The following is a 25,039-nucleotide window of genomic DNA, read 5'->3' on the forward strand; positions in this document are numbered from 1 at the left end:
TCCTTAAAGAAAACATCTCTTACAAATTTACATGTCAAATACAATAGATTTAACTCTTGTCATGCTTTCTATGCTGTATTTTATTCCTTGAATTCCTGCTCCCGAACCTTTGATTCCTAAGAATGGGAAACTGTCAGGCCCTCTTTGAGTCTTGTTATTTATATGTACTGTTCCTACTTCTAGTTTTTCAGCAATTTCAAATGCCAATGGGAAATTTTTTGTAAATACTGCTGATTGCAGTCCGTATTCTGATTTATTTGCAATTTCTATTGCTTCATCTACAGAATTTATTCTGATAATTGGCAATACTGGTCCAAATGGCTCTTCCCAGGCAATTCTCATATCAGTTGTTACATTGTCAAAAACTACTGGCCATATTAAGTTTTTTTCTCTTTTTACTGTTGTCAATGCTTTTGCACCTTTTTCCTGTGCATCTTTTATTAATCCTTCGATAAAGTCTGCTGATGGAGTGTCGATTACTGTTGTAATATCAGCATTGTCAAAAGGGTCTCCCACAGTTAATTTTTCAACTTCTGCTTTTATCAAGCTAGCCAATTTATCTGCAACAGAATCCATTACAAGCACTCTTTTAATTGCAGTACATCTTTGTCCAGAATAGCTGAATGCCCCTGCCACTATATCTTTTGCAGCTTTTTCCAAATCAGCGTCTTCCAATACGATTCCAGCATCTTTTCCACCTAATTCAAGCATAATTGGACGCATTCCAGCAAGTTTTCCAATTTTTTCCCCAATTGGCGTACTTCCTGTAAAGTTTATAAAGTTCACTTCTTTATGTTCTATCAAATAATCTCCTATTTCAGAACCTTTTCCAGTTACAGAGTTAAATACTCCTGCTGGAATTCCAGCTTCTGCAAATACTTGAGTTAACAGCAATCCGCTAATCGAACCTTGTGTAGGCGGCTTGAAAATTACTACATTTCCTCCTATTAATGCTGGTGCAATTTTAGATGCTGATAAATTTACTGGATAATTAAATGGTGCGATTGCAAGTACAACACCAACTGGCTCTCTTTTTACTGCCCCATATTTTCTCTTGCTTCCAGCTTCAAATCCACCGCCGTTTACAAATTCACCTGTGATTCTAAGTCCTTCTTCTGCAGCATATCTAATCAAATCCGCTGTTCTTACTACTTCTGAAATAGCAGCCTTAATTCCTTTTGCAACTTCTTTTGCCAAATTTTCCCCAATTTTATCTTTATCTCTTTCAAGAATATCCGCAGCCTTATTCAAATAAGCTGCTCTTTCCACAGCCGACAATGCTCTCCAAGCAGGCAAAGCCTTTCTAGCAGATTCCATAGCAAAATCAACTTCTTCTCTTGACATAGCCGGCACAGTTCCAAGCTCTTCACCATTGATAGGCGAATAAATAGTTATTGTATTTTTAGAATCTTTCCACTCTCCATTTACTAAATTTTTATAATTCATCAAATATACCTCCTTATTTTGTTTTTCTATATTTTATATTTTAGCATATATTTTTCATAATTAATATAGTTTTTTTCATATATTTTACATTTTAAACTTTCTTAAAAAAATTAAAAAAACCTAACCGATTATTAAAATAAAATACTATATGCTAATTACAAGAAAATATTAATAAATAGGTGGAAAAAATCCTCTATTTTAGTTCAAAAAATAATTTATTCACCAAAATTTACTTTCTATAATTGTCCACAAATTCCTCCACAGACAAAACCTTTCCATTCATTTCTATTTCCTTAGACAGATCACTAATATATGGCTGTTTCACCATGCTTTTCTCCAATGTATCAAATTGCCAGAAAATATCACGTTTATCTCCATCAGCGATAACTTTTCCATTTGTCATTACAATTACCCTGTCAAAATTTTTTACTACAAATTCCATATCATGAGTTATTGTAATAATTGTCTTCCCTTGCTTTTGAAGTTCATCAATCAGGTTATGTAAAACTCTCATTCCTCTGAAATCCTGCCCTGCTGTCGGCTCATCCATTACAATAACGTCTGAACCCATCGCAATTACTGCTGCAATTGTAACAAATTTTCTCAAGGAATACGGTAAATTGTACGGATTTTCCTTTTGATATTTTTCAAGTTCCGTTAATTTTATGGCGTTTTCCACCATTGTTTTTGTTTCATCAGGAGAATATTTTAATTTTTTTGCTCCAAAGGCTATTTCATCGTAAACATTGTTATGAAATATCTGATCCATTGGATTTTGAAAGACATATCCGACTTTCTGGCTCATTTTGGCAACGGTATATTTCTTTGTATTCCAGTCATCTACAACAACATCTCCGCCTACTGGCTTTAACAACCCATTCAGCATTTTTACCATCGTTGTTTTCCCAGCACCATTTTGCCCGATAATCGCAACTTTCTCTCCTTTTTTAACTTCAAGAGAAACATCATTAAGCACATTTTCAGTTCCGCTCGGATATTTAAAACTCAAATTTTTGACAGTAATAAAACTCATAGTTAATCTCCTTTAAAAATTTTATTCAACAACAATTATTTTATTGTTCCAGCTCCTCTTTTTTCCTCTTCATGTATTCTGTGACTGTTCTAAAACTAAAAAAAGCCCCAAATATTATAAAAGTTACTGATACTATTAATAAATTTTTATAAAAAAATCGTTGATTAAAAACTTCATTTACCGAATAAAAAAACTCTGCTGTAAATTTTGTTTTCTCAGTGGAACTTATGAAATATGCCAGTTCAGTCACATTTCCAAGATAAATTGTTATAATTGCTGGAATATATGCGAGAAAAAGGGCTGACAGCAATTCTTTATTTGACGGCTCTGTCTTTTCTTTTGGTGCAAATCTGCTTCTATTCTTATCCTTTTCATTTTCAAAATTTTTTTTATCATATCTATTTAATCCGTATGTCCAGCCACTACATATCCCTAGAAAAATCAGTGCTTCAAAAAAAGGTATATATTTATTAACAAATATTTTAAAAAGACAGTATAGACAATAAACAATTGTCATCACAAAAAATAACAAAATAATTCCTAATAAGCCTGACAAACATCTTTTCATCAAAATTTCCCTTTCTCACTTTCCAAATTTTCTTATTTTCTAATAAAATTTAGGATATTTTTTATCAAAATTTTCTATCAAGTTTTTTAATAAAATTTCCTGACAAATTACTGTATTTTTAGTTTCAATTTCAAGAATCGTATTCTTTTTCAAATCACTTACTGTAATTGTGCCGATTTCAAATTCAATATTATAATTTTCCCAATCATAAATCTCATTATCAAATGTTACAGACTTATTCGATACTTGTATTTTAGGTGAACTTTCAAAAATCTGAGTCAATTCCTGCAATCCTTCTTGGCTTGAAAATAAAAATTTGTTTTTCACAAAACCTTGATTTTGAAATGGAAAAATCTCAACTCCGCCACTTTCAATATTTTTTACTGCTTTTGAAAAATTTTTTTCTAAAAAACATTTTTGAAATACTGAAAATAAGTCATAATCATATCCGCTTCCGTCTATCTTTTTCCAATTACCGCCATCAGGTCTATACAAAATTTTAGAAAACTTCTTCATTTGAAATAATCTATTATCTTTAAAGAAAAAATATTTTAAATTTTCATAATACACTTTCTCTTTTTTGAAAATAAAATAATCATCATAAAATTCTATATTAGGAAATTTATTTTTATAATAAAAAATAAACAATCCATTTAATAAGATAAATAGTATAAATAAAACTATTGAAGTTGAAACAGAAGATACGTTAAAGCCTTTTTCCATTTCTTTTGTTACTGAGAAAAGCAATATTATATCCAAAAATATCAAAATTCCTAAAATTTGTATTCTTGGTTTGGAATAAAATATAGTCCAGTCTATTTTTATAATTTTTTTCAGTTTTCCTTCTTTCATAAAATCCCTTTCTCTTCCAATAACTTTCTATAAATCTCAAAATTTTCATTTTCAAAACATACAAAATTTACTTTTTCTATAAAATCGCTTTTCTCCAAATATTCTATCACAGCATTAATAGCCGTTTTTGCAGCTAAATCTTTTGGAAATCTGTACACTCCTGTCGAGATATTTGGAAAGGAAATATTTTTCAGTTTATTTTTTTCAGCCAATTCTAAACTTGAAATATAGGCATTTTTTAACAATTTTTCTGCAAACAATTTTGCTTCATTATTTTTTTCTGACTGCCAGACAGGCCCAACTGTATGAATTACATTTTTAAATGGCATATTTCCTGCTCTTGTAATAACAGCTTCCCCAACGTTGCATTTCCCTTGAGAATCACGTATTTTCATACAATCTTCTGTTATTTCTTTTCCACCTTTTCTATGAATTGCACCATCAACGCCGCTGCCTCCAAGCAAGGAAGAATTTGCGGCATTGACAATCACATCAGCAGGATATTCAGTAATATCGCCTTTTACAAGTACGATTCTATTTTTCAAATCTTTTGGTTTCATAATTTTTCCTTTTTAATAAATATTTTCAAGATTTGCTTAACAATTTTTATTTTTTATTACTTTATTTTTTCAATAATTCCACTGTCTTTTCCTTGGTTATAGGAATTTCTTCAAACTCGACTTTTCTCGCTTTTTCAAGTTCATAGGCAAGTATAGAATATTGTGTCATACCAATTTCCTTTTCCAGCAAAATTTTATTATTTAAAACTTCTTCCGCTTTTCCACTCAAAATTATTTCCCCTTCATCAAGGACAAGTATATTTTGAGCATATTCTGCAATAAGTTCAAGTTTATGCTCAACCAAAATTATTGTTTTTCCTTCATTTGCCATTAAATTTATAATTTTGAAAATATCTTCCGTCCCTTTTGGATCAAGCTGTGAAGTTGGCTCGTCAATAACTAGAATATCAGGATTCATTGCGATAATTGAGGCAAGTGCCACTCTTTGCTTTTGTCCGCCAGATAAATCGTACGGATTTCTGTCACGCAGCTTTTCAATTTCAAGCAATTTCAATATTTTTTCAACTCTAGAAATTATTTCTTCTTTGTCTAAACCTAAATTTTCAAGTCCATAAGCAATTTCTTCAAAAACAGTATCTTTAACCCCGCTAATCTGTGTAAATGGATTCTGAAATACAAACCCTATTTTCTGCACAAGTTCCTTTTGAGAATAATCTTTCAGTTCTTTATCTTCCAGCATTATTTTCCCTGTCAGTTCCCCTTTATAAAAATCAGGCGCAAATCGTCTTAACATATTACAAAATGTCGTTTTTCCGCTCCCATTTTTTCCGATTACAGCCCAAAATTCGCCTTTTTTTATCTCGATATTAATATTTTTCAGGGCTTGTTTTTCTTCAAGCGGATATTTGTAGTTCACATTTTCTATTTTGAAATAACCCATAAAACCCTCCACACAATACACAGCACTATAAAAATAGCCAGCATAATTTTCATAATTTTATCATTTTTTGTTTCTTCTATATCATGTAATATTGTCCGCTTTTCTCCAATGGAAAACCCACGTGCTTCAAGTGTAATGGCACGTTCTTCAGTATTCAAAATGGATGATAATACCAATGGAACAAATACTGGTAATAACGCCTTTGCTCTTACAAAAATATTTCCTTCCGTTTCCACTCCTCTTGAACGCTGTGAATCCAAAATTACACCAGCCTGTTTTCCCATTTCTGGTATCATTTGTAAAGTTAAAAGTAAAATGAATGCCATTTTAGGATTAATTCCTTTTTTTTCTAATGCAGTTATAAAATCTTTTACTGGTGTAATTAAAATTAGCAGTGTAATCGGTGTTACAATAGCCCATAATTTTGATGTGACAGCAATTGCTTTAAATAAACCTTTTTTGTAAATTATAAAAATCCATATTTTTGCAAATATTTCTTCTGAAACAAATAATAAACTCTGAGCTAAAAATATTACTAAAGTTAATAAAAATAAGCTTAAGAAGGCTCTTTTAACATAACTCCCTAATTTCCCATATAAAAAGGCAAATATTCCACAAATTATAAAAAGTAAATATCCATAAATATTATAAGGAATGATAAATCCTGATATAATGAGTGTCAACACTAAATAAAACTTTGTCAAAGGATATAAATTTTTTAAAAAATTATTCATATTTTCTCCATTTTTCTCATTAATTTTTTAAAGAGATAAAATTCTCTATTTTAAAATAAAATTTTTTATTTTATATAATTTTCTCCATATTTGAATTTTATCAAGTATCTATCTGACATACTTTTTACAATTATAACAGCAATAATTATTGTCAATGATTTGTCTATGATTTCTGACACAAAAGTCGCCATTATTACAGAAAAAACTTCTCCAAATCCTAATTTTATTAAAGATGATGCAACAAACCCAGTTCCATCTGGTGTAATTCCTTTGTAAACTAAAATTGTAATTACTGTATTTGCAATAACAGTCGTTATAGTTAGTGACAATATTAACAGCACAATTTTTATAACGATGTTTTTTATCTTTAACTTTGTCAGATTTCCAACAACAATAGCAATAAGTATCCCAACTGGTAAAAATGCTAAATTTACTGGATTAAATCCACCTGTTGCAATACTTGTAATTATTGCAGTCACTGATCCTACCCATGGTCCTGCAACAAGACTTATAAATACTGTCCCAATAGCATCTAAAAATAATGGTAATTTTAGAGAACTTACAATTAATGAACCTGTAAAATTAATAGCCACCGCTACTGGTATCAGCAAACTTGACATTAAAGAAAAATCCTCTTTTAAACTTTTCATTTTTCTGCCTCCTTAAAATTTTATTTACTATATTTTAAAACATATTTTTCAATATTTCAACCTTTGGAGGAAAGTTTTGTTATTTTTTTTACTATCTCTATTAAATAATGTTTATATTAATTTTTATTTCAGTTATTCAGATTAAAAGATATTTTTTCTTATTTTATATATTCAAGTTCATTTTAAGCAGTTAAATTAAACGCTATCTCCCTATACTCTGACTTCTTGAATTTTAATTTTTCACTAAAAAATAGCTTGTTTAAAATTTTCTATTCAAAAATATCCTTATGAACTTTGAAACGTATTTTGAAAATTATGGTAGCAATCAAATAAAAAATTAAACGACTTAAATATTTTAGACTTAGGAAAGGTTTCTTACTTTGTTAAATTAATAATATGTGTATATACAAAAATAAATCTTTACAAATAAAATTTTTTGTAGTATAATATTTTCATATACAAATATAAGAGATAAAAAAGTAAAATATACAACAACATTCTTAGAAAGGAAAGACAAAAATGGACTTTAATTTTATAATAGAAAATATTCCTAAATATTTAGAAGCAATGAAATTGACTTTGTTTATAGGAATTTTTGGGATTATATTTTCAATATTGATTGGAATAGTTTGTGCATTGGTTCTTTATTATAGAGTTCCAGCTGCTAGGCAGATTGTGGGAATTTATATTGAGCTTTCGAGAAATACGCCACTTGTAATACAGCTGTTCTTTCTGTATTTTGGGCTTCCAAAAATTGGAATTACGTTTAATTCGCATATTTGTGCTGTGATTGGATTATCTTTCCTTGGCGGAAGTTACATGTGTGAGGCATTTCGGAGCGGATTGGAGTCGGTTACGAAAGGGCAGCGGGAATCCGGGTTAAGCATTGGACTTACAGAATCACAGCTTATAACTAATGTGATATTGCCACAGGCATTTACGGTTTCGTTTCCAGCGATAGCGGCAAATATAATATTTCTTTTGAAAGAAACTTCAGTAATAGGGATTTTGGCTTTAATGGAACTGATGTACTTGACACGGGACTTGATAGGGCTTTATTATAAAACGAATGAAAGTCTGTTTATGCTTGTTGTGGCATATTTGATTATTATTTTACCAGTTTCGTTTATTTTAACAGTAATTGAAAGGAGAATAAGATATGCAGCTGTCGGGAATTGATGTTATTTTTAAAGGAGTCAATTTGCAAAGGCTTATGGGTGGACTTATTGTAACAGGACAAATTGCCCTTGTTTCCATAGTATTTTCAATATTATTTGGATTAAGCCTGGGCATAGTTATGACTTCAAAAAATAAGATTATTTATGGAGTATTGAAGTTTTATCTGGAAAGTATGAGAATCATTCCCTTGCTTGTGTGGTTGTTCATAATTTATTTTGGAGTTGCAAAAGGCTTTGATTTGCATATTGATTCAGAAACTACAACAATAATAGTGTTTGTGATATGGGGAACGGCTGAAATGATGGATATTGTGAGAGGAGCAATTATTTCTCTTCCAAAAATTCAAGGAGAAAGTGCAAAGGCTTTGGGGCTTGATACAATTCAGGTTTATAGATATGTGCTGCTTCCGCAGGCAGTAAGAAGAATTGCACCTGTAGCGGTAAACCTTATAACAAGAATGATTAAGACAACTTCACTTGCGATTTTTATAGAAGTTGCAGAAGTTCTAAAAATAGGACGGCAAATTATAGAGTTTTCAAGCAGGAAAAATCCGATGGCACCATTTTGGGTGTATCTGTTCATATTTTTTCTATATTTCATAATTTGTTATCCAATTACATTATTATCAAAAAAAATGGAGAAAAAATGGACTGTTTAAAAAATAAAGGAAACGGAGGTAAGCAAAATGGCAGATTCGGAAGTTTTATTGGAACTTTCTGATATAAAAAAAGAATATAAAAAAGGCGTACCCGCACTAAAAGGAGTTTCGCTTTCAGTAAATAAAAGTGAGGTTGTAGTAATACTGGGGCCTTCTGGATGTGGAAAAAGTACACTTTTAAGGTGTGTAAACGGACTTGAAGAAATTCAGTCTGGAGAAATAAAATTACAAGGAAATGTTATTAATAAAGACAAGACAAAATGGCATTTAATACGCCAGAGAATAGGAATGGTGTTTCAAAGTTACGAATTATTTGACCATATGACAGTTATGCAAAATCTTCTGCTAGGACCGCTTAAAGTACAGAAAAGGGATAAAAAGGAAGTTACAGAACAAGCAGAAAAATTGATGGAAAGAGTAGGGCTTCTGGATAAAAAGAACTCATATCCAAGAGAACTGTCAGGAGGACAAAAACAAAGAATAGCAATTATAAGATCACTATGTATGAATCCAGAAATAATGCTGTTTGATGAAGTTACAGCGGCACTTGATCCTGAAATGGTAAGAGAAGTGCTGGATGTAATACTGGAATTGGCAAAGGAAGGAATGACAATGATAATCGTTACTCATGAAATGGAATTTGCTAAAGCAGTTGCGGATAGGATAGTATTTATGGATTCTGGAGAAATCGTTGAAACAAATTATCCGCTGGAATTTTTTAGAAATCCAAAAACTGAAAGGGCTAAGAAATTCTTAAATATATTTAATTTTGAAAAGAAAGATAAGGTGGAATCAGCTTTGTTGATATAAATAAAAAATTTAATAAAACAATTTAGTGAATGCTAATTGTTGAAGGGAGAATGAAAGTATGAAAAAATTATTAGGATTTAGAAAATTGAATTTATTGGCACAGATATTGATTGGTGCGTTATTAGGTATTTTGGTTGGGCAGTTATTTCCGTCGTTTGCTAAAGAGTTAAAAATACTGGGAGTGCTGTTTACAAGTTTAGTTCAGATGGTTATTGTGCCGCTTCTATTCCCGCTGGTTGTTTTATCAATAGTTACAATGAAAAATACTAAAAAGTTTGGAAATCTTGCATTTAAGACATTTTTACACTTTTTCTCAATTACAACGTTAGTAATCACGCTTAGCCTTATTTTAGGGAAAGTAACAGGAATTGGTTCAAATATAAAAGCTGGAAGCATTTCCACAGAAGCTATTAAAGATGTTGCTTCTAACATTAATTTGAGCGATTTCTTAACATCAATTGTACCTAAAAATGTATTTACAGCATTTGCAGATGGAAATCTTTTACCAGTTATATTTTTTGCAGTATTTTTGGGAATTGCCTTAATTGCTGTTGGAGATGACAATAAGCCTGTTATAACATTCTTTGAATCGTGGATAAAGGCTATGTATAAGATTGTAGATTATGCCATTGCATTTGCACCTGTGGGAGTGTTTGGGCTGATTGCAAGCAATGTCGCAAAAACTGGACTTGGAGATTTATACTTGCTAGGACAGTTTGTACTGCTTCTTTATGTTGGATATTTGGCGGCTTTATTAATCGTATTTCCGATTATTGCATACATATTCAAAGTTCCTTATTTAAAATTATTATCAAATATTAAGGATTTGGTGCTAATAGCCTTTACAACAGGAGGTTCTGCGGTAGTTTTACCTACGCTTCTTGAACGTAGTGAAGAAAATGGAATATCTGAATCAGTTTCAGCTTTTGCTACACCGCTTGGATATTCATTTAATCTCATTGGAGCCTGCATTTATATAAGTTTATCAGTAACATTTATAACAAACTTGTACTCAACTCCGCTTACATGGGGTCAATTAATACCGTTAATATTGTTTTTGACAATAATTACAAAAGGAATTGCAGCAGTTCCATCTGGAGCATTGGTTGTACTGCTTGCGACTGCAACACAACTTAATTTACCTGCAGAAGGCATTGCCTTGATTGTATCAGTTGACTTTTTGGCAAATGCTGGACGTACAGCGGTAAATGTAGTTGGAAACACGCTTGTTCCTGCGATTATTGAAAAAACTGGAGAATATGAAGTTGCGGAAACAGAGGAAGTGTATGCTGGACTTCGAGAAAATGCAGCTGTAGCTGAATAAACTTTAAAAATAAAAATAGAAAGGATGAAAATATGTCAAAAGTATATATAATTCATGAAAATATGGATTGGACAAGACATCTAACTGCAAGGCTGGATGAATTGTCAGTTCTTTATGAAGAACTGAATTTGTCAGAAGGAATATTAAATATAGGAAAAGAGCCTGAAAAAGGCGTGTATTATAATAGAATGAGCGCTTCTTCACACACAAGAGGGCACAGATATGCACCAGAATTAACGGAGCAAGTCTTAACATGGCTCGAAAACAAAGGAACAGAAGCAGTCCGTGTAATTAATGGGACATCTGCAATAAATCTTGAAGTGAGCAAGCTGAAACAATACATCTTACTGCAAAAGGCAGGGATAAATACTCCAAAAACATTAGGAGTTGTGGGAAAAGGGCAAATCTTAAATGCTGCAAAAGAACTTGACACATATCCTTTTATCATAAAGCACAACAGAGCTGGAAAAGGACTTGGAGTAAGGCTTATAAGAAGTTATGAAGAACTTGACAATTATGTAAATGGAAATGATTTTGAAGATTCTGTCGATGGAATAAGCTTGATTCAGGAATATGTGAAGCCTGTAGATGGACATATCATAAGAGCTGAATTTATAGGTGGAAAATATCTTTATGCCGTAAAAGTTGATTCAAGCGATGGATTTGAACTATGTCCAGCAGATTCGTGCCAGATAAATGATAAATTCTGCCCTGTAGGAGAAGAAGCAGCAGAAAAAACAAAATTTAGAATTATCGAAAGATTGCCAGAAAATCAAATTGAAAAATATGAGAAATTTTTGAAAGAAAACCACATAGATGTGGCGGCAATAGAGTTTATCATAAATGAAAACAACGAAGTTTTTGTTTATGACATAAATACAAATACCAACTACAATGCCGATGCTGAAAAAATAGCTGGGAAATATGCTATGTTGGAACTAGCAAAATATTTAAAAGATGAATTGGAAAAATTAGGATAAGAAACAACAAAAATATTAAATAAACTTGGAGGTAATTATGAAAAAGAATTTTGAAAGGTTTGTAAAAATTATTGCAATCTTAGTTTTAGGGGTATTTGCAATAAGCTGTGGAAAAGGTGGAAAGGGAAGTGCTGAACCAGGATCAATTGAGGCAATAAAAAAAGCAGGAAAAATAAGAATAGGAGTATTTGGAGATAAGCCGCCATTTGGATTTGTTGATGAAAATGGGAAAAATCAAGGTTATGATATTTATTTGGCAAAAAGACTTGCAAAAGATTTATTAGGTGACGAAAATAAAATAGAATTTATCACATTGGAAGCTGCAAATAGAGTGGAATATTTATTATCAAATAAAGTTGACATTATTCTAGCAAACTTTACAGTAACAGACGAAAGAAAACAAAAAGTTGATTTTGCAAAACCTTATATGAAGGTATCATTAGGGATTGTTTCGCCAGAAGGTGCTCCAATAAAAGATGTGAAAGAGCTGAAAGGTAAAAAATTAATAGTTAACAAAGGAACAACAGCAGAAATTTACTTTACAAAAAATCATCCAGATATAGAATTATTGAAATATGACCAAAACACAGAGACATTTAACGCATTATTAGATAAAAGGGGAGCTGCGCTTGCACACGATAATACTCTAGTATTTGCATGGGCAACAGAAAATCCAGGATTTGTTGTGGATATTAAACAGTTAGGGGAACAGGACTACATTGCTCCAGCTGTAAGAAAAGGGAACAAGGAATTATTAGACTGGCTAAATACCGAAATAGATACTCTTACTAAGGAAGGGTTCTTTGAAAAAGCGTATAAAGCAACTCTTGAGCCTGTTTACGGAAATAAAGTTGATCCAAAAACAGTAATTATCGAAAATAAATAGTCTAAATTATATAAATTTTCTTATTTAAAATGCTCTAAATATTACTTTAGAGTATTTTATTATTTTGATTGAATTTTTAATAAATTATCTACCATGATAAAAAACTTCTATATTTTCAAAAATTATTTATAAAATTTTAAAAAAACACTATGAAAATTAAAAAAAATATGTTACAATTAAATGCAATAAAGGAAAGTATAATTTAAATATAATAAAAAATATAAATAAAAAAGGAAAAGAGGTTAAAATATGGAGAAAAAATCAAAAATTACAGCAATGCTATCTGTATTATTAGTTTCTGCTCCGACTACAGCTAAAAAACTTACAACATCAAATTTACGTGATAATGCGATGAGAACTACTGCTGTTGAAGTTGATGGAACAGAAATAGAACAATTAGAGATAGCAAAAGAAGAAAAGGATGCTAATAATAATAACGTTATAGTGCTAGACACAAATCAATTAAAATTTGATTTTAACAGTGCTACAATTAAAGAAGAATATACTCCAATATTAGAAAAATTAAAAAACTATATAGAAGCTAAGAATGAAAAAATTTCAATTACTGGATACACTGATTCTAAAGGTACTAAAGAATATAATAAAGAATTATCCCTACGAAGAGCTGAAAGTCTTGAAGAAAAATTAATCGAATTAGGACTATCTCCTGAAAAGATTATTGAAACAAAAGGAAATGGTGACAACAATCCGATTGCTTCAAATGATACAGAAGAAGGAAGAGCAGCCAATAGACGTATTGAAGTTCAATTTGTTCATTAATAAGATAAGCAAAAAAGCCAAATTTAATAGATCTGGCTTTTTTTGTTTACTATAATTTACTTAAATAATCAGCTACTTCTTTTACAAGATTTTCGTCTGTTTCTAAAATTTCAAATTCACTAAATTCCTTTAATCCCATATTTACATTTTCTTTTCTATACTCCATACTGCTTTGCTTTATTCTTTTTCCAGAAAAATGGAAATTAGTCGCACCTGTAAAATTTACTATTTCGTCAATATTTTCAATATTTAATCCGGCTCCAACAAGTATTTCAGTTTTATTTTTACTATTTTTAGTTGAAATTTTTACTAATTCTTTCAATAACTTTTTTCCTCTTAGGCAATCTTGTGATTGTCCAGATGTTAATATATTCTGAACTCCCAATTCTTGTAACTGATAAAATGCCTTTAATGGTTCTCTACACACATCAAAAGCTCTATGGAATGTAATTGGAATATCTTGAGCTACCTCTATAAATTTTTTCATATTATCCAAATCAATTTCTCCATTTTTAGTCAAAATTCCTACAACTATTCCATCAACTCCCAGTTTTTTAAACATTTTTATTTCATTTTTTATAATATTCACTTCATAATCTGAATACAAAAAATCTCCAAACCGAGGACGTATTAATACGTTTATTGGAATATTCACATTCTTTTTTACTTCTTCAAATAAACTTTTTGTAGGTGTAGTTCCTCCAATTATTAAATTACTGCATAATTCTAACCTTGTAGCTTTACCTCGTTCAGCATTTATTGCTGATTTCACACTATCTACACATATTTCAAGAGTATATTTTTTCATTTTTTATCTCCTATAATAATTTGATTTTAGAATATTTAAATACGAAAAAACATTAGAAAATATCGGTTTCCTAATATTTCTAATGCTTATTTCAGTATTGTATATTTTATAATCCGGCTCCAAATTCAAATCCTTTTCCAGAATATTTAAACTGTGCATTTTTTTCTGGGAATGGTGTTACTCCAAATTTTAATGAAACTACTGGATAGTATCCTAACTTTTTATTGCTTGGTTTATCCCATTTCATTCCTGCTCCAATTTCCCATTCAATATTTTCAAATCTATGACTTAAAGTTACCATTCCTAAAGTTAATTTATTAACTTTTGTTGCATACCATGAACTTTCATAAATCTCTGGATCAGAAGATTTTGGTGCTCCATTTTGTACATATTGAATTTTTCCTCCAACCCACCAAGGCTTATCAGGATCATTTGAAAACATGTATTTTCCTTCAAATTCATGTTTTCTAAAATCAAATGTACTATTACGAGTTGCATTATTTCTATAAATTCGATCAGGTCGTTCCATTATGAAAGCATATCTAACAAACATCTTTTCCAAATATCCTGCTTCAACCTTAAATGTTAAATCATTGATTTTGTCAAATCCTTTCATTCCACTTGGATTAGCTGCATCAGAACCATCTATTTGCATATCCATCCCAATTTGGAAATATTTTTTCCGGCTTCTTAAATTTTGAAGTTTTGAATTAAAATCATTTAGACTAAATTTATTTTGACGATAATTTTCTTCTTCTACATAACTCTTGTATGCTTCTTCTTCCTCACTGCTCAAAAATAATCTATCGTTACTATCTACCAAAATTTTATCAATTGAATTTTTATTGGCATTACTAATAGAAAATTCTTGAGTATTTGAATTCCTTACCATACTTGTATTTTTTATTTGATTCTCAGTTGTATCAATATCAGCTTCTCTATTTTTTTCTTTTTCTTTTTTATCTAAATCAGCTGCATATCTAGGTTTGGCATTATTTTCATATTTATATAGAAACCCTATTGTTGTGTAATCATTCCCACGAATATATCTATCATCCGAAGTAATAATCGGAGTATTATTTAAATCTCTATATACCTTTTTACCAAATCCAAAGTTTATTTTAAAATAATGGTCTGATTCAAATTTCTTATTTTTCATTTTTGAAGTATCATAAACAAATCCTAATCTATGATAATTCGTTTTTAATTTTAATGCTGGTAAACCAAAAGTTGCTGTATTTCCATAAATATCGTTTGCTTTATTTACTGAATTAGTGTATTCAAATCCCCATTCATTAAAGTTTACTCCAAAAGTTCTTTCCTTTAAAGATTCCTTATAAACTTTTTGATTCCAACCAAGACTTGTGTTGTAGGGAAATAGTTGTTTATTTTTTTCATTAAATCTGTATAAAAAATTATCTCCAGCATCAGATAGATAACCATATTGAACTTCTCTGTTAAAATCTCTTTCAGATTTAAAATTCTCAAACTCATACTGCTCATTATTTGAAAAATCAAGACTTACAAACCTTTTATTTGCAATATCAGCCTTAAAATAATTTCTAATATATCTATTTTTTAGCCAATTATCTTTAAAATGTCTGTCATCCCTCATTGTCAAGTTATAATTAAATGTTACATTTCCAATTTGATATTTAAAATCATCTCTAAGTCCCAATGCATTTGTCGGAATTTCTACAATGTCAAAACCATCATACATTGCTCCTCCAGCTGTAGTTTTTTGGAAGGTAACTGTTGCATCGTTTGTAACTTTCACATCATATTTATTATTTTTTTTCGATGTATTATCAAAAAGTGTTGTAAATAATCTTGTATCAAGAGTAAAAATTCTCATTGATGGACTTTGTTTTATACTTTTTCCACTTGCATCTCTTGCAACTTTATAACCAGTTTGTGAATCTAAATCTTCCACTTTTCGTCCATTTCTAAATTCAGGCACTGGTAAACTGCTGTAATCACGATTCTCAAATGCCAAATTATAACCAATAAATGAATTTTTTAGTGGAATATCAATTCTATCATTACCTGTATTGAATCTTTGCGATCTATATTTTTCATAAAGAATTTTTTTAGGACGGCGAATTATTTCATTATCCTGATATATTTTATAAATCCGACTTTCGTCAGTTGTTGCAGAATTTAAAAATAACGAATTATAATTTTCATTATCACGTGTATAATCATACTCATATTCTTTTTTTCTTATATCAACTTGTTTTACTTGTGCACCAAAATAAAGAGTATTTGTCAAATTTTGATAACCTGTTTTAGGCTGGTATCCAAAAAAATCACTCTCTCTAAATGGATAATAATTTCCAAAAGTTAATCCCCATTCTTTTCTTTTGTCATACGCAACATTCTGAACCCAATGAACTGTACTGTCTTCACCTCTATCACGCATACCAAGAAGCTCTCCATATTCATCCTTGTCAGAGTCTAAATAATCCAATTTTAATTTAGGTCCTCTAAAATCAATTCCATAGCTTCTCTTTTTTCTATAGGAATTCAAATCTCCTATATATCCTGGATTAATGTCACGAAAATCCTCATTGTCAATTGTTATTGAAACATTTGAATTTCCATTCGTATACTTTATGCTTTTATATAAATCAACGTCAGTTTTACGTGGATCTAAATTATCTGCTTCTACAATTTTGTCATTTATCTCTGTCAATGCTTTAAGAGCATGTTTATTCTGTGTCCAGTAATATTTCGCATTAAACTCACCATTTTGTCCAAGTTCCTGATTAATATTGAAATCCCAAAATCCAATATGACTATACTTATCAACAAAATCTGTATAATCATCTTTTAACTCATTTCCATTAATAGCATACATTAAATTTGTTGTAATATTTTGATAATTCAAATTCCAGATTCCATAACCTGCGTCATAAAATTGTCTATCTTCCTTAGCTTTTTTAGGAGTATTTTTAACCTTGTGATTCCATTTAAAATCCCATTCTTTTTTATGATTTCCGATAGGAACAACAACTCTATTTACAAATATATTTCCTGAATTATTCCCCCAGAAAGCATAATCATTTGAAAATTTTAAAGCTAACTTTTGCTTTGTACTTAACTCAAAATCTACAAATCCCTGTGCAAGAAGTCCTAAATCATAATCAAACCCCATAATTCCAAAAAGCCCTCTGTCGCTATCCATCCCAACATACGGAAATAATGTTGCCCGTTGCGAAGCAGGTTTTAGTGAAGTTACATAATATGGTAATTTAAACCAAGTTTTTCCTCCTGCAAAAAAACCTATGTTTCTTGCAATGGCTTTTCTATTTGGGTAAATTTCCAGCTCATCTGCATTTATTTTGTAGCTTGGATTTTCATAAGGGCTCGTTGTAAACCAACCATTTTTTATAAAAATCAGCTTATTTCCTTGAGCTAGCGTTTCTTCTCCACCATAACGCAATTTCACATTTGAATCATAACTTTCTGAATTAAATATTTTTGCTAATTTTGTATCCATATCAAAAATAAGGTTATCAGCTTTTATAATTTGAGAACCTTGAATAAATTCAACATTTCCAGATCCTGAAAGAATGTTTTTATTGGCAATCTTTTTTAATTTATCTGCATTTATTGTAAAATCTCCATATTTTACAGTAACATTACCTTCGGTATTTATTTCTTCTGTTTCCAGATTAATTGTAGATTTTTCTGTTTCCAGCTCTATAACTTCTCCAGCAGCATTTAACTTGCCAAAAAGTATAATATAAAACAGTAAAATAAACAATATTTTATATCTCATTCTTTTCATTTTTTCAACCTTTTATACATTAGATTTTTGCTAAATTATACCATACTTTTATACCTATAACAATTTATTTTACATTTGAAAGGCTTTAATTAAGTTTTTTACTACAAAACGTATTTTTTCCCAAATAACATCATTTTTTCTATATTTGCGATAACTAATAGTACATTATTTTCTCTTATTATAGTATTTGGAAGTGGCATAATATTTAGTTCTTTTTCATCTTTTATCCCGATAATATTCATTTCATATTTATTTCTCAAATTTAATTCTATAAGATTTTTTCCATCAAAATCCTTTGGTGCTTTTATTTCAAACACTCTATATTTTTCTGAAAATTTAAAATGTTCCGTTATATTGGGCCTTATTACCCCAAGTGCTGTTTCCTTGGCCATCGTTTCTTCTGGATAAACAACGGAAGTTGCACCAATCTTTTTTAAAATTTTCCCCTGTAATTCATTTTTTGCCTTACAAATGATAGTTTTTATTCCCATTTCCTTTAAAATTACCGTAACAAATACACTGGACTGGGTATTGTCTCCAATACAGACAAAAGCAGTGTCAAAGTCATCATTTATTACTTTCCTGATTGAATTTTCGTCTGTCACATCCAATGTAATTGCATCACTTGCGATTTCATCATCAATTACCTTTTGTACACGATCCTCCCTTTGATCTATTGCCAGTACCATTTTACCATTTTCATATAATGTCTGAGTTACACTTCTACCAAATATTCCAAGCCCAATTACTAAATATCCTGCCATTTTTCACCTCTTCCTTATCCTATCAAAATGTCTTCCTTTGGATAAACATATCTTCCTTTTGGATTTTTCATTCTGGACAAGGCCAATGTTATTGTTAGTGGCCCGACTCGTCCAACAAACATCGTAATCATAATTAACAGTTTAGAAATGCTCGATAATTGCGGCGTTAAATCACGTGATAATCCCACCGTTCCAAAAGCAGATACCAGTTCAAATCCTAATTCTATAACTCTTATATCCTCCAGCCAAATTAATAAAAATAATACTACAGCAACATACATAATTGATATAAAAACAATAACCATAGCTTTATTATATATTTTCCAGCTGATTCTTCTCTTGTTGTATTCCAGATGTTCCTTATTTTTTATAGTTGTAACTATTCCAAAAAGTATCAATCCAGCTGTAGTAGTTTTTATTCCACCACCTGTTGAGCCAGGTGAGGCTCCGATAAACATTAATACTACAAACAGAAAAACTGTAGGTTCCCGCAGTTCAGCTATGGAAATTGTATTAAATCCAGCCGTTCTTGTTGTTACACTTTGAAAAAAGGCGGCTCCTATCTTTTCAAAAAATGGCAATGTTCCTAATGTTTTATTGTTTGAATATTCTAGGATAAATGTTATAATTGTCCCAAATATTATTAGAAAAATTGACATTTTTATAGCTATTCTTGTAGTAGTAGTAAGCCTTTTATCTTTTTTTAGAAAATATTGATAAATATTAAGAATTGCTGCAAAACCTATTCCACCTAAAAAAATTAAGACAGGAATTACAGTGTTTATTATTATACTGTTTTTAAAATCACTTAAATTATTTGAAAATAATGCAAACCCGGCATTACAAAATGCGGAAATAGAATGAAATATAGCATAATAAGCCGCTGTCTTATAATCAAATATTTTTATAAATTTTAAAAATAATATTGCAGCCCCGATAATTTCTATTATAAAAACCGTAGTCAAAACTTTTTTTACAAATTTTTGTATTTCAAATGTTGTATTTGTGTTTATATCTTCCTGTATCAATTTTTTAGTAAAATATCCAACTTTTTTTGAAATCATTGTTACAACTACTGTTGAGAATGTGATAATTCCAATTCCACCAAGCTGAATTAATACCATAATAACTGTTTTGCCAAATAAATTATAAACCTTGCTTACATCATTTACTGTAAGTCCTGTTACACAGACAGCCGATGTCGCTGTAAACATGCCTTCAAGTAAATTTGTCCTTTGTCCATTTTCTATTGCAATTGGCGAAGAAAGCAAAAAGCCGCCTATTAATATAATTATTATAAATGATACTAAGATTATGGTATAAGGGGAAATTTTCTTTCGTTTTACTAACATCAGAATCGCCTAACTTTCTGTTTATATAAAATTATTTTTAATTTTTAAATGATCCAAAAGTCAAAATCTTCACAAACCTGATCATATTTCTTATCTTTTCCTATTTTATCTGCAAACTCTCTTAAATCTTCTCCTGCTTTTCTCAAGTATTCCTCATTTCCCACAACTTCTTCGACTTTTTCTGAAATTCCATGCCATGCCTTATAAATCTCAGGCATAATTTTTAAGCCTTCCTCTGTTATTTTTGTAAAGGAGTTTTTTCCAGCTTTTTCCCTTGCTACATACCCTTTAGAAATTAGCTTATCAACAAATCTCGTAACTGTTGAGGGAGCTATTGCCAAAGTTTCTGATATTTGATTTACAGTCAATCCTTCTGCTTCTTCTTTTAATATAATCATAAGAAATCCGTGCGTTGGATAAATATCCAGCTTTTCAAATGATTCCTCCGCCATTTTATTAATCATTCTAAACATTTTTGAAATCGTAAAATAAATACATTTCTGAATTTCCATTTTTCCTTTAGTCATATTTTCACTTCCTTCCTTTCTTCGTTTGCTATTTATTCTTTACTACATATTTTTCCCAGCAGAATAACCACGTAAGTTTGATAATAATGTACACAGGAATAGCGACAAAAGCTCCTCCAATTCCGAACAAAGCTCCTCCCACAAGAACTACTAGAAGAGTTGTAATTGGATGCATTTCCACTGATTTCCCTGTAAGCCATGGTTTCACAATATTGGCTTCGATTGTTTGGACAATTGTAATTAAAACAATTATCAAAATCACAAGTTTAAATGATTTTGTAAAAGCATACAATATCGCTGGAATTAGACCAATAAAAGGTCCTATAAATGGAATAACGTTTCCAAATCCTATAATTACTGAAAAAAGAAGACTGTAATCCATTTTCAAAAAATAAAAAATCACAAACGATACTACGCCTACTATCATACTGTCCAAAGCTGTCACAAGAATATATTTCCCAATAGTTTCATCCATATTCTTTATAAGTACTATTAAGTCTTCTCTTCCCATATTTCGTAAAATTCGCTTAACTCCATTTTCAATGTTATCATAGCTAAAAATTAACATTATTGTAAAAATAGGTGTCATAAATAATAAACTGAATGTGCTGCTCATTAATGAAAAACTTGAACCTAGCACTTTTATTATATTTGTTACAATTATATCTTTAGAGTTCATTATAGACGTTCTTAAATCGATGTTATTACTTTCAAGAAATCCAAAAAAATTATTTTGCAGCTTTTCTTGATTTTTTAGTAAAAAGTCAATAAGGCTTGATACTTGCTTTGTAAATATCGGAACAATTGTTAAAACTATATAAAGAAAAATTATAAAAAACATAGTTAATACAAGTAAAATTGCAAATGTACGGTTTAACTGAATTTTTTTTTTCTTATTTTCATAAGAAATTTTATTAAATAATTCCATTCTTTTTCTTCGTTCTGAATTGCTTATATTCATTTTTTCCACTTTTTCAAGCTCATCAAGTTTACTGTTCTTAATTCTATCCTTTTCACTTATCATATCAATAAAAGGCATAAGGCAGTACACAATTACAAATGAGAGAATAAATGGAAAAATAGTGCTTGTCACAAGTCTTATTGGTTTTGCAAAATTGTCATAAACTCTAAAAAACAACAAAATTGTCAAAAGCATCAACACTGCTACAATCAGAATATTTCTTATTTTTAACAGTTTTTCCTCATCATAAAATTTCATTTGATTAATCTCCCTTTTTCTATCTATCAATTTTTTATCTATCCAAAGGTTTTTTCACTTTTCTTGTTAAATACAATATCAATTGGGCATCCTTCAAATCCAAAATATTCCCTTAGCTTATTTTCAATATATCTTTGGTAAGAGAAATGTATTAGTTCTGGATTGTTGGCAAAAAATGCGAATTTTGGTGGTGCTTGGCTTACTTGTGTTGCATAATTTATTTTCACTGCTCTTCCTTTTCTTGTAGGCACTGGATTTTGTGCTATCATTTCTGCCAAAATCTGATTCAGAAGCCCTGTCGTTATCTTTTTATGATATTCTTCATTAATAAATTTAGCTTGCTCTAAAATATTCAGTGTTCTCTTTCCTGTCATTGCTGAAATCGTTACAATTGGTGCATAATCTAGAAAGGCCAAATCAGCTTTTACCAATTCTGTAAATTCCTTCACACTATTATTATTTTTTTCAATTAAATCCCATTTATTTACTGCAATAATAATTGGCTTTCTTTCCTCATAAATCATTCCAGCAATCCTTTTATCCTGATCTGTCAAAAGCTCTGTCGCATCGAGCATTAACACACACACATCAGCTCTTTTTATCGCTTTTATAGCACGCAGTACACTATAATATTCAACATCGTCTTCTACTTTTGACTTTCTACGAATTCCAGCAGTATCAATCAATGTATAATTTTCTCCATCATATCTCAAACTAGAATCAATTGTATCTCTTGTTGTTCCAGCAATATCACTCACAATAGAACGTTCTTCATTCAAGAGTTTGTTTACAAGTGAAGATTTTCCTGCATTTGGTCTTCCAAGAATTGCAATATTAATTCCATTTTCAGTTTGTCTTATCTTTTTATCTTCAAATTTGTTAATTACAGCATCCAGCAAATCCCCAAGATTCGTCTTATGCTCTCCAGAAATTCCAATAACTTCTTCAAATCCTAGTCCATAAAATTCAAAAATATTTTCCTGATCACGCATATAATTGTCAATCTTATTTACAGCCACAACAACTTTTTTATCCTGTCTTCTAAGTACTGTTGCCACATCCTCATCAAGCCCAGTAATCCCAGCTTTTCCGTCCACCAGAAATATAATTACGTCCGCCTCGTCAATCGCAACCTGTGCCTGCTGCTTAATTTTCCCCATCATAAAGTCTTCTGTACGTGGCTCAAGCCCTCCTGTATCAACTAAAATAAATTCTTTTCCGCTCCACTCCATCTCACGGTAAAGTCTATCTCTTGTAACTCCTGGCTCATCCTTTACAATCGACAGCCTGTCCCCCACCAGCTTATTAAATAACGTTGATTTCCCCACATTAGGTCTACCAACAATCGCTACTGTATGTTTCATATTTTCCTCCATTTTTATTTATTAAATTATCATCACTTTTTCAAACTATCTGTAATTATTTATTGCTTGTATTTCAAAATTATGTGATTTATTATTTTACCATACAACATTATAATATATTTTATCACATTTTTTGTATTTTTATTAGTCTTTTTTAATGATATTATAGAAAAAATGTAAATAAAATAAACACTGAGAGATTATTTCTTCAACCTTTTTGTAAATATTTTTAATTTTTATATACATTACTTCCTTTTCCTATTTCAATTACTAATATTACAAGTTCTTCATTTTTATTTCTGCTATTATTCTAAAATTATCAATTCTATGTCTCCATAAATTTTTAAAATTATTATACAACGATTTTTCAAATGATTTTGGATTTTCAACTGATTCTAATTTTTTTAAATATTTCAATATTCAAAACTTTATGGAATTATCTAATTTTCTGTACTTTTTATTTATTATACTACATAATAAATACATTTCTAAATACTTCTTAAAATAAAAACAAACTTTGTAATGAAGAAAATTAATTTTCCATTTCTCTTTTTATTCACACAAAAAAACACCCAAACTCCAATTTTCCAGTTTAGGCGTATTTTTAAAAATCTAATCAAAATTATGAAACTATTAGTGGCAACAATACTGCAATAATAGCCATTAAAGCAGGAAGTCCCTGCAATAAAAATATTTTTTTGGAAACTGTGACAGAACCATAAACAGATGCACAAATAATACAAATCAGGAAGAAAACTGCAATTTGAATTTGAAATTCTCCAGTTTCAGTTAAACTCCATATTAATCCTGAGGCAAGAAAACTGTTGTATAATCCTTGATTTGCCATCATTTTTTTTACGCGCTCATCTTTTAAGAATTTTAAATCAAGTCCAAAATTTCGTTGTATAGTTTCACTTTCATTGAAATACATTTCAAGAATTAATATGTAGTAATGCTCAATTGCCACAAATAATATTAATATGAGTGCCAGTATGCTCAAAATAATTCTCTCCCTTCTTTATATTTTCATGTTCTTTATTTTTAGTTTAATCTCTTACACTTAAAATTACAGGCTTTCCATCAATAATAGCAAGGCTGTGTTCATATTGGGCTGAACGTTTTCCATCTTTGGTAACTGCAGTCCACATATCCGATAGAACTTTTACTTTATAAGTACCGACATTTACCATCGGCTCAACTGTAATAACCATTCCATCTTCAATTTTAGCCCCTGTTCCAGCCTTTCCATAATTTGGAATAATTGGATCTTCGTGCATTTCCTTTCCTACTCCATGCCCTGCAAAATCTCTTACAAGTGAGAATCCAAAACTTTCCACATATTCCTGAATAGCATGCCCAATATCTCCAATTCTATTTCCGGCACGTGCCACTTCAATCCCAATATCTCTTGCTTTTTCAGTAACTTCCATAAGTTTTTTAGAAGTTTCATCAATTTCTCCTACAGCATAAGTAATTGCTGCATCGCCAAAATAGCCGTCAAGCACTGTAACTGTGTCAACTGTCAGAATATCCCCTTCCTTCAGTATCTGCTTTTTACTTGGAATACCGTGTACGACAACTTCGTTTACAGAAATACAAGTTGCGGCTGGATAAGGAGGGTATGGACGACCTACATCGTAACCCTTAGTTCCTGGAATTGCTCCTTGGCTTCTAATGTAGTCTTCAGCGATCTGGTCCAGTTCGTATGTGCTGATTCCAGCTTTTACGTGTTTTGGCAATATATCTTCAAAAAGTCTTGCGATTATTTCATTAGCTTTTTTTATTTTTTTTATTTCATCCAATGTTTTATAAATTATCATTTTTTGTACTTCTTCTTTCTAAATTCTTTTT

At 30.2% G+C, this 25,039-nt stretch carries 24 protein-coding genes; 7 read left to right on the forward strand and 17 right to left on the reverse strand.

Going from position 1 to position 25,039, the window contains the following annotated elements:
* Positions 1-27: 27 nt before the first annotated feature.
* The 8 genes from BQ5344_RS02405 to BQ5344_RS02440 form a co-directional block, all read right to left on the reverse strand.
* Complete coding sequence (locus BQ5344_RS02405; protein ID WP_071124009.1) at positions 28-1,446, reverse strand: NADP-dependent glyceraldehyde-3-phosphate dehydrogenase; 1,419 nt, start codon at positions 1,444-1,446, stop codon at positions 28-30.
* 229 nt (positions 1,447-1,675) lie between these two features.
* Positions 1,676-2,479, reverse strand: a complete 804-nt coding sequence (locus BQ5344_RS02410) for an energy-coupling factor ABC transporter ATP-binding protein (protein ID WP_071124010.1) — start codon at positions 2,477-2,479, stop codon at positions 1,676-1,678.
* A gap of 40 nt (positions 2,480-2,519) precedes the next feature.
* On the reverse strand, positions 2,520-3,047 hold the full coding sequence (locus tag BQ5344_RS02415) for a hypothetical protein (protein ID WP_071124011.1): 528 nt from the start codon (positions 3,045-3,047) through the stop codon (positions 2,520-2,522).
* Positions 3,048-3,086: 39 nt separating this feature from the next.
* Complete coding sequence (locus BQ5344_RS02420) at positions 3,087-3,899, reverse strand: hypothetical protein (protein WP_021769466.1); 813 nt, start codon at positions 3,897-3,899, stop codon at positions 3,087-3,089.
* On the reverse strand, positions 3,896-4,459 hold the full coding sequence (locus BQ5344_RS02425; protein WP_021769467.1) for a macro domain-containing protein: 564 nt from the start codon (positions 4,457-4,459) through the stop codon (positions 3,896-3,898). Before BQ5344_RS02425 ends, BQ5344_RS02420 begins: the two co-directional genes overlap by 4 nt.
* Positions 4,460-4,520: 61 nt before the next feature.
* On the reverse strand, positions 4,521-5,360 hold the full coding sequence (locus BQ5344_RS02430; protein ID WP_071124012.1) for an energy-coupling factor ABC transporter ATP-binding protein: 840 nt from the start codon (positions 5,358-5,360) through the stop codon (positions 4,521-4,523).
* Positions 5,342-6,094, reverse strand: a complete 753-nt coding sequence (locus BQ5344_RS02435) for an energy-coupling factor transporter transmembrane component T (RefSeq protein ID WP_071124013.1) — start codon at positions 6,092-6,094, stop codon at positions 5,342-5,344. The genes BQ5344_RS02430 and BQ5344_RS02435 overlap by 19 nt, the downstream gene beginning before the upstream one ends.
* Before the next feature lie 65 nt (positions 6,095-6,159).
* Positions 6,160-6,744: an ECF transporter S component gene (locus BQ5344_RS02440; RefSeq protein WP_071124014.1), complete on the reverse strand. Its 585-nt coding sequence runs from the start codon at positions 6,742-6,744 to the stop codon at positions 6,160-6,162.
* Between the two features lie 519 nt (positions 6,745-7,263).
* Here BQ5344_RS02440 and BQ5344_RS02445 point away from each other — a divergent pair.
* The 7 genes from BQ5344_RS02445 (at position 7,264) to BQ5344_RS02475 (ending at position 13,361) form a co-directional block, all read left to right on the forward strand.
* Positions 7,264-7,923, forward strand: coding sequence for an amino acid ABC transporter permease (locus tag BQ5344_RS02445; protein WP_071124015.1), 660 nt, complete (start codon positions 7,264-7,266; stop codon positions 7,921-7,923).
* Positions 7,904-8,581, forward strand: a complete 678-nt coding sequence (locus BQ5344_RS02450; RefSeq protein ID WP_071124016.1) for an amino acid ABC transporter permease — start codon at positions 7,904-7,906, stop codon at positions 8,579-8,581. The genes BQ5344_RS02445 and BQ5344_RS02450 overlap by 20 nt, the downstream gene beginning before the upstream one ends.
* A gap of 27 nt (positions 8,582-8,608) precedes the next feature.
* Complete coding sequence (locus BQ5344_RS02455; protein WP_071124017.1) at positions 8,609-9,391, forward strand: amino acid ABC transporter ATP-binding protein; 783 nt, start codon at positions 8,609-8,611, stop codon at positions 9,389-9,391.
* A gap of 58 nt (positions 9,392-9,449) precedes the next feature.
* On the forward strand, positions 9,450-10,715 hold the full coding sequence (locus tag BQ5344_RS02460) for a dicarboxylate/amino acid:cation symporter (RefSeq protein ID WP_071124018.1): 1,266 nt from the start codon (positions 9,450-9,452) through the stop codon (positions 10,713-10,715).
* A 32-nt stretch (positions 10,716-10,747) separates the two neighbouring features.
* Positions 10,748-11,695: an ATP-grasp domain-containing protein gene (locus BQ5344_RS02465; RefSeq protein ID WP_071124019.1), complete on the forward strand. Its 948-nt coding sequence runs from the start codon at positions 10,748-10,750 to the stop codon at positions 11,693-11,695.
* A 37-nt stretch (positions 11,696-11,732) separates the two neighbouring features.
* A complete protein-coding gene (locus BQ5344_RS02470; RefSeq protein ID WP_071124020.1) occupies positions 11,733-12,581 on the forward strand; it encodes a cysteine ABC transporter substrate-binding protein in 849 nt (282 codons plus the stop codon).
* 249 nt (positions 12,582-12,830) lie between these two features.
* Entirely contained in the window at positions 12,831-13,361 is a 531-nt protein-coding gene (locus tag BQ5344_RS02475; RefSeq protein WP_071124021.1) for an OmpA family protein, read from the forward strand.
* A 49-nt stretch (positions 13,362-13,410) separates the two neighbouring features.
* Here the strand turns inward: BQ5344_RS02475 and BQ5344_RS02480 are convergent, their stop codons facing one another.
* The 9 genes from BQ5344_RS02480 to map form a co-directional block, all read right to left on the reverse strand.
* A complete protein-coding gene (locus tag BQ5344_RS02480) occupies positions 13,411-14,169 on the reverse strand; it encodes a copper homeostasis protein CutC (protein ID WP_071124022.1) in 759 nt (252 codons plus the stop codon).
* A gap of 106 nt (positions 14,170-14,275) precedes the next feature.
* A complete protein-coding gene (locus tag BQ5344_RS02485; protein ID WP_071124023.1) occupies positions 14,276-17,962 on the reverse strand; it encodes an LPS-assembly protein LptD in 3,687 nt (1,228 codons plus the stop codon).
* Positions 17,963-18,063: 101 nt separating this feature from the next.
* Positions 18,064-18,726: a potassium channel family protein gene (locus BQ5344_RS02490; RefSeq protein WP_071124024.1), complete on the reverse strand. Its 663-nt coding sequence runs from the start codon at positions 18,724-18,726 to the stop codon at positions 18,064-18,066.
* A gap of 14 nt (positions 18,727-18,740) precedes the next feature.
* Complete coding sequence (locus BQ5344_RS02495; protein WP_071124025.1) at positions 18,741-20,078, reverse strand: TrkH family potassium uptake protein; 1,338 nt, start codon at positions 20,076-20,078, stop codon at positions 18,741-18,743.
* Positions 20,079-20,122: 44 nt separating this feature from the next.
* Positions 20,123-20,605: a MarR family winged helix-turn-helix transcriptional regulator gene (locus tag BQ5344_RS02500; protein ID WP_021769482.1), complete on the reverse strand. Its 483-nt coding sequence runs from the start codon at positions 20,603-20,605 to the stop codon at positions 20,123-20,125.
* Between the two features lie 28 nt (positions 20,606-20,633).
* A complete protein-coding gene (locus BQ5344_RS02505) occupies positions 20,634-21,824 on the reverse strand; it encodes an AI-2E family transporter (protein WP_021769483.1) in 1,191 nt (396 codons plus the stop codon).
* A gap of 38 nt (positions 21,825-21,862) precedes the next feature.
* Positions 21,863-23,188 (reverse strand): ribosome biogenesis GTPase Der, encoded by a 1,326-nt coding sequence (der, locus tag BQ5344_RS02510; protein WP_071124026.1) that lies wholly within the window; start codon positions 23,186-23,188, stop codon positions 21,863-21,865.
* A 622-nt stretch (positions 23,189-23,810) separates the two neighbouring features.
* Complete coding sequence (locus tag BQ5344_RS02515) at positions 23,811-24,188, reverse strand: DUF1304 domain-containing protein (protein ID WP_071124027.1); 378 nt, start codon at positions 24,186-24,188, stop codon at positions 23,811-23,813.
* Positions 24,189-24,234: 46 nt separating this feature from the next.
* On the reverse strand, positions 24,235-25,008 hold the full coding sequence (gene map / locus BQ5344_RS02520; RefSeq protein WP_071124028.1) for a type I methionyl aminopeptidase: 774 nt from the start codon (positions 25,006-25,008) through the stop codon (positions 24,235-24,237).
* Positions 25,009-25,039: the final 31 nt, after the last annotated feature.

It is taken from the genome of Leptotrichia massiliensis (assembly GCF_900104625.1).
Taxonomy (GTDB): domain Bacteria; phylum Fusobacteriota; class Fusobacteriia; order Fusobacteriales; family Leptotrichiaceae; genus Leptotrichia; species Leptotrichia massiliensis.

Coding starts and splice junctions, on each gene's coding strand:
- BQ5344_RS02405 (WP_071124009.1), bottom strand. CDS start 1,446: ATGAATTATAAAAATTTAGTAAATGGAGAGTGGAAAGATTCTAAAAAT.
- BQ5344_RS02410 (WP_071124010.1), bottom strand. CDS start 2,479: ATGAGTTTTATTACTGTCAAAAATTTGAGTTTTAAATATCCGAGCGGA.
- BQ5344_RS02415 (WP_071124011.1), bottom strand. CDS start 3,047: ATGAAAAGATGTTTGTCAGGCTTATTAGGAATTATTTTGTTATTTTTT.
- BQ5344_RS02420 (WP_021769466.1), bottom strand. CDS start 3,899: ATGAAAGAAGGAAAACTGAAAAAAATTATAAAAATAGACTGGACTATA.
- BQ5344_RS02425 (WP_021769467.1), bottom strand. CDS start 4,459: ATGAAACCAAAAGATTTGAAAAATAGAATCGTACTTGTAAAAGGCGAT.
- BQ5344_RS02430 (WP_071124012.1), bottom strand. CDS start 5,360: ATGGGTTATTTCAAAATAGAAAATGTGAACTACAAATATCCGCTTGAA.
- BQ5344_RS02435 (WP_071124013.1), bottom strand. CDS start 6,094: ATGAATAATTTTTTAAAAAATTTATATCCTTTGACAAAGTTTTATTTA.
- BQ5344_RS02440 (WP_071124014.1), bottom strand. CDS start 6,744: ATGAAAAGTTTAAAAGAGGATTTTTCTTTAATGTCAAGTTTGCTGATA.
- BQ5344_RS02445 (WP_071124015.1), top strand. CDS start 7,264: ATGGACTTTAATTTTATAATAGAAAATATTCCTAAATATTTAGAAGCA.
- BQ5344_RS02450 (WP_071124016.1), top strand. CDS start 7,904: ATGCAGCTGTCGGGAATTGATGTTATTTTTAAAGGAGTCAATTTGCAA.
- BQ5344_RS02455 (WP_071124017.1), top strand. CDS start 8,609: ATGGCAGATTCGGAAGTTTTATTGGAACTTTCTGATATAAAAAAAGAA.
- BQ5344_RS02460 (WP_071124018.1), top strand. CDS start 9,450: ATGAAAAAATTATTAGGATTTAGAAAATTGAATTTATTGGCACAGATA.
- BQ5344_RS02465 (WP_071124019.1), top strand. CDS start 10,748: ATGTCAAAAGTATATATAATTCATGAAAATATGGATTGGACAAGACAT.
- BQ5344_RS02470 (WP_071124020.1), top strand. CDS start 11,733: ATGAAAAAGAATTTTGAAAGGTTTGTAAAAATTATTGCAATCTTAGTT.
- BQ5344_RS02475 (WP_071124021.1), top strand. CDS start 12,831: ATGGAGAAAAAATCAAAAATTACAGCAATGCTATCTGTATTATTAGTT.
- BQ5344_RS02480 (WP_071124022.1), bottom strand. CDS start 14,169: ATGAAAAAATATACTCTTGAAATATGTGTAGATAGTGTGAAATCAGCA.
- BQ5344_RS02485 (WP_071124023.1), bottom strand. CDS start 17,962: ATGAAAAGAATGAGATATAAAATATTGTTTATTTTACTGTTTTATATT.
- BQ5344_RS02490 (WP_071124024.1), bottom strand. CDS start 18,726: ATGGCAGGATATTTAGTAATTGGGCTTGGAATATTTGGTAGAAGTGTA.
- BQ5344_RS02495 (WP_071124025.1), bottom strand. CDS start 20,078: ATGTTAGTAAAACGAAAGAAAATTTCCCCTTATACCATAATCTTAGTA.
- BQ5344_RS02500 (WP_021769482.1), bottom strand. CDS start 20,605: ATGACTAAAGGAAAAATGGAAATTCAGAAATGTATTTATTTTACGATT.
- BQ5344_RS02505 (WP_021769483.1), bottom strand. CDS start 21,824: ATGAAATTTTATGATGAGGAAAAACTGTTAAAAATAAGAAATATTCTG.
- der (WP_071124026.1), bottom strand. CDS start 23,188: ATGAAACATACAGTAGCGATTGTTGGTAGACCTAATGTGGGGAAATCA.
- map (WP_071124028.1), bottom strand. CDS start 25,008: ATGATAATTTATAAAACATTGGATGAAATAAAAAAAATAAAAAAAGCT.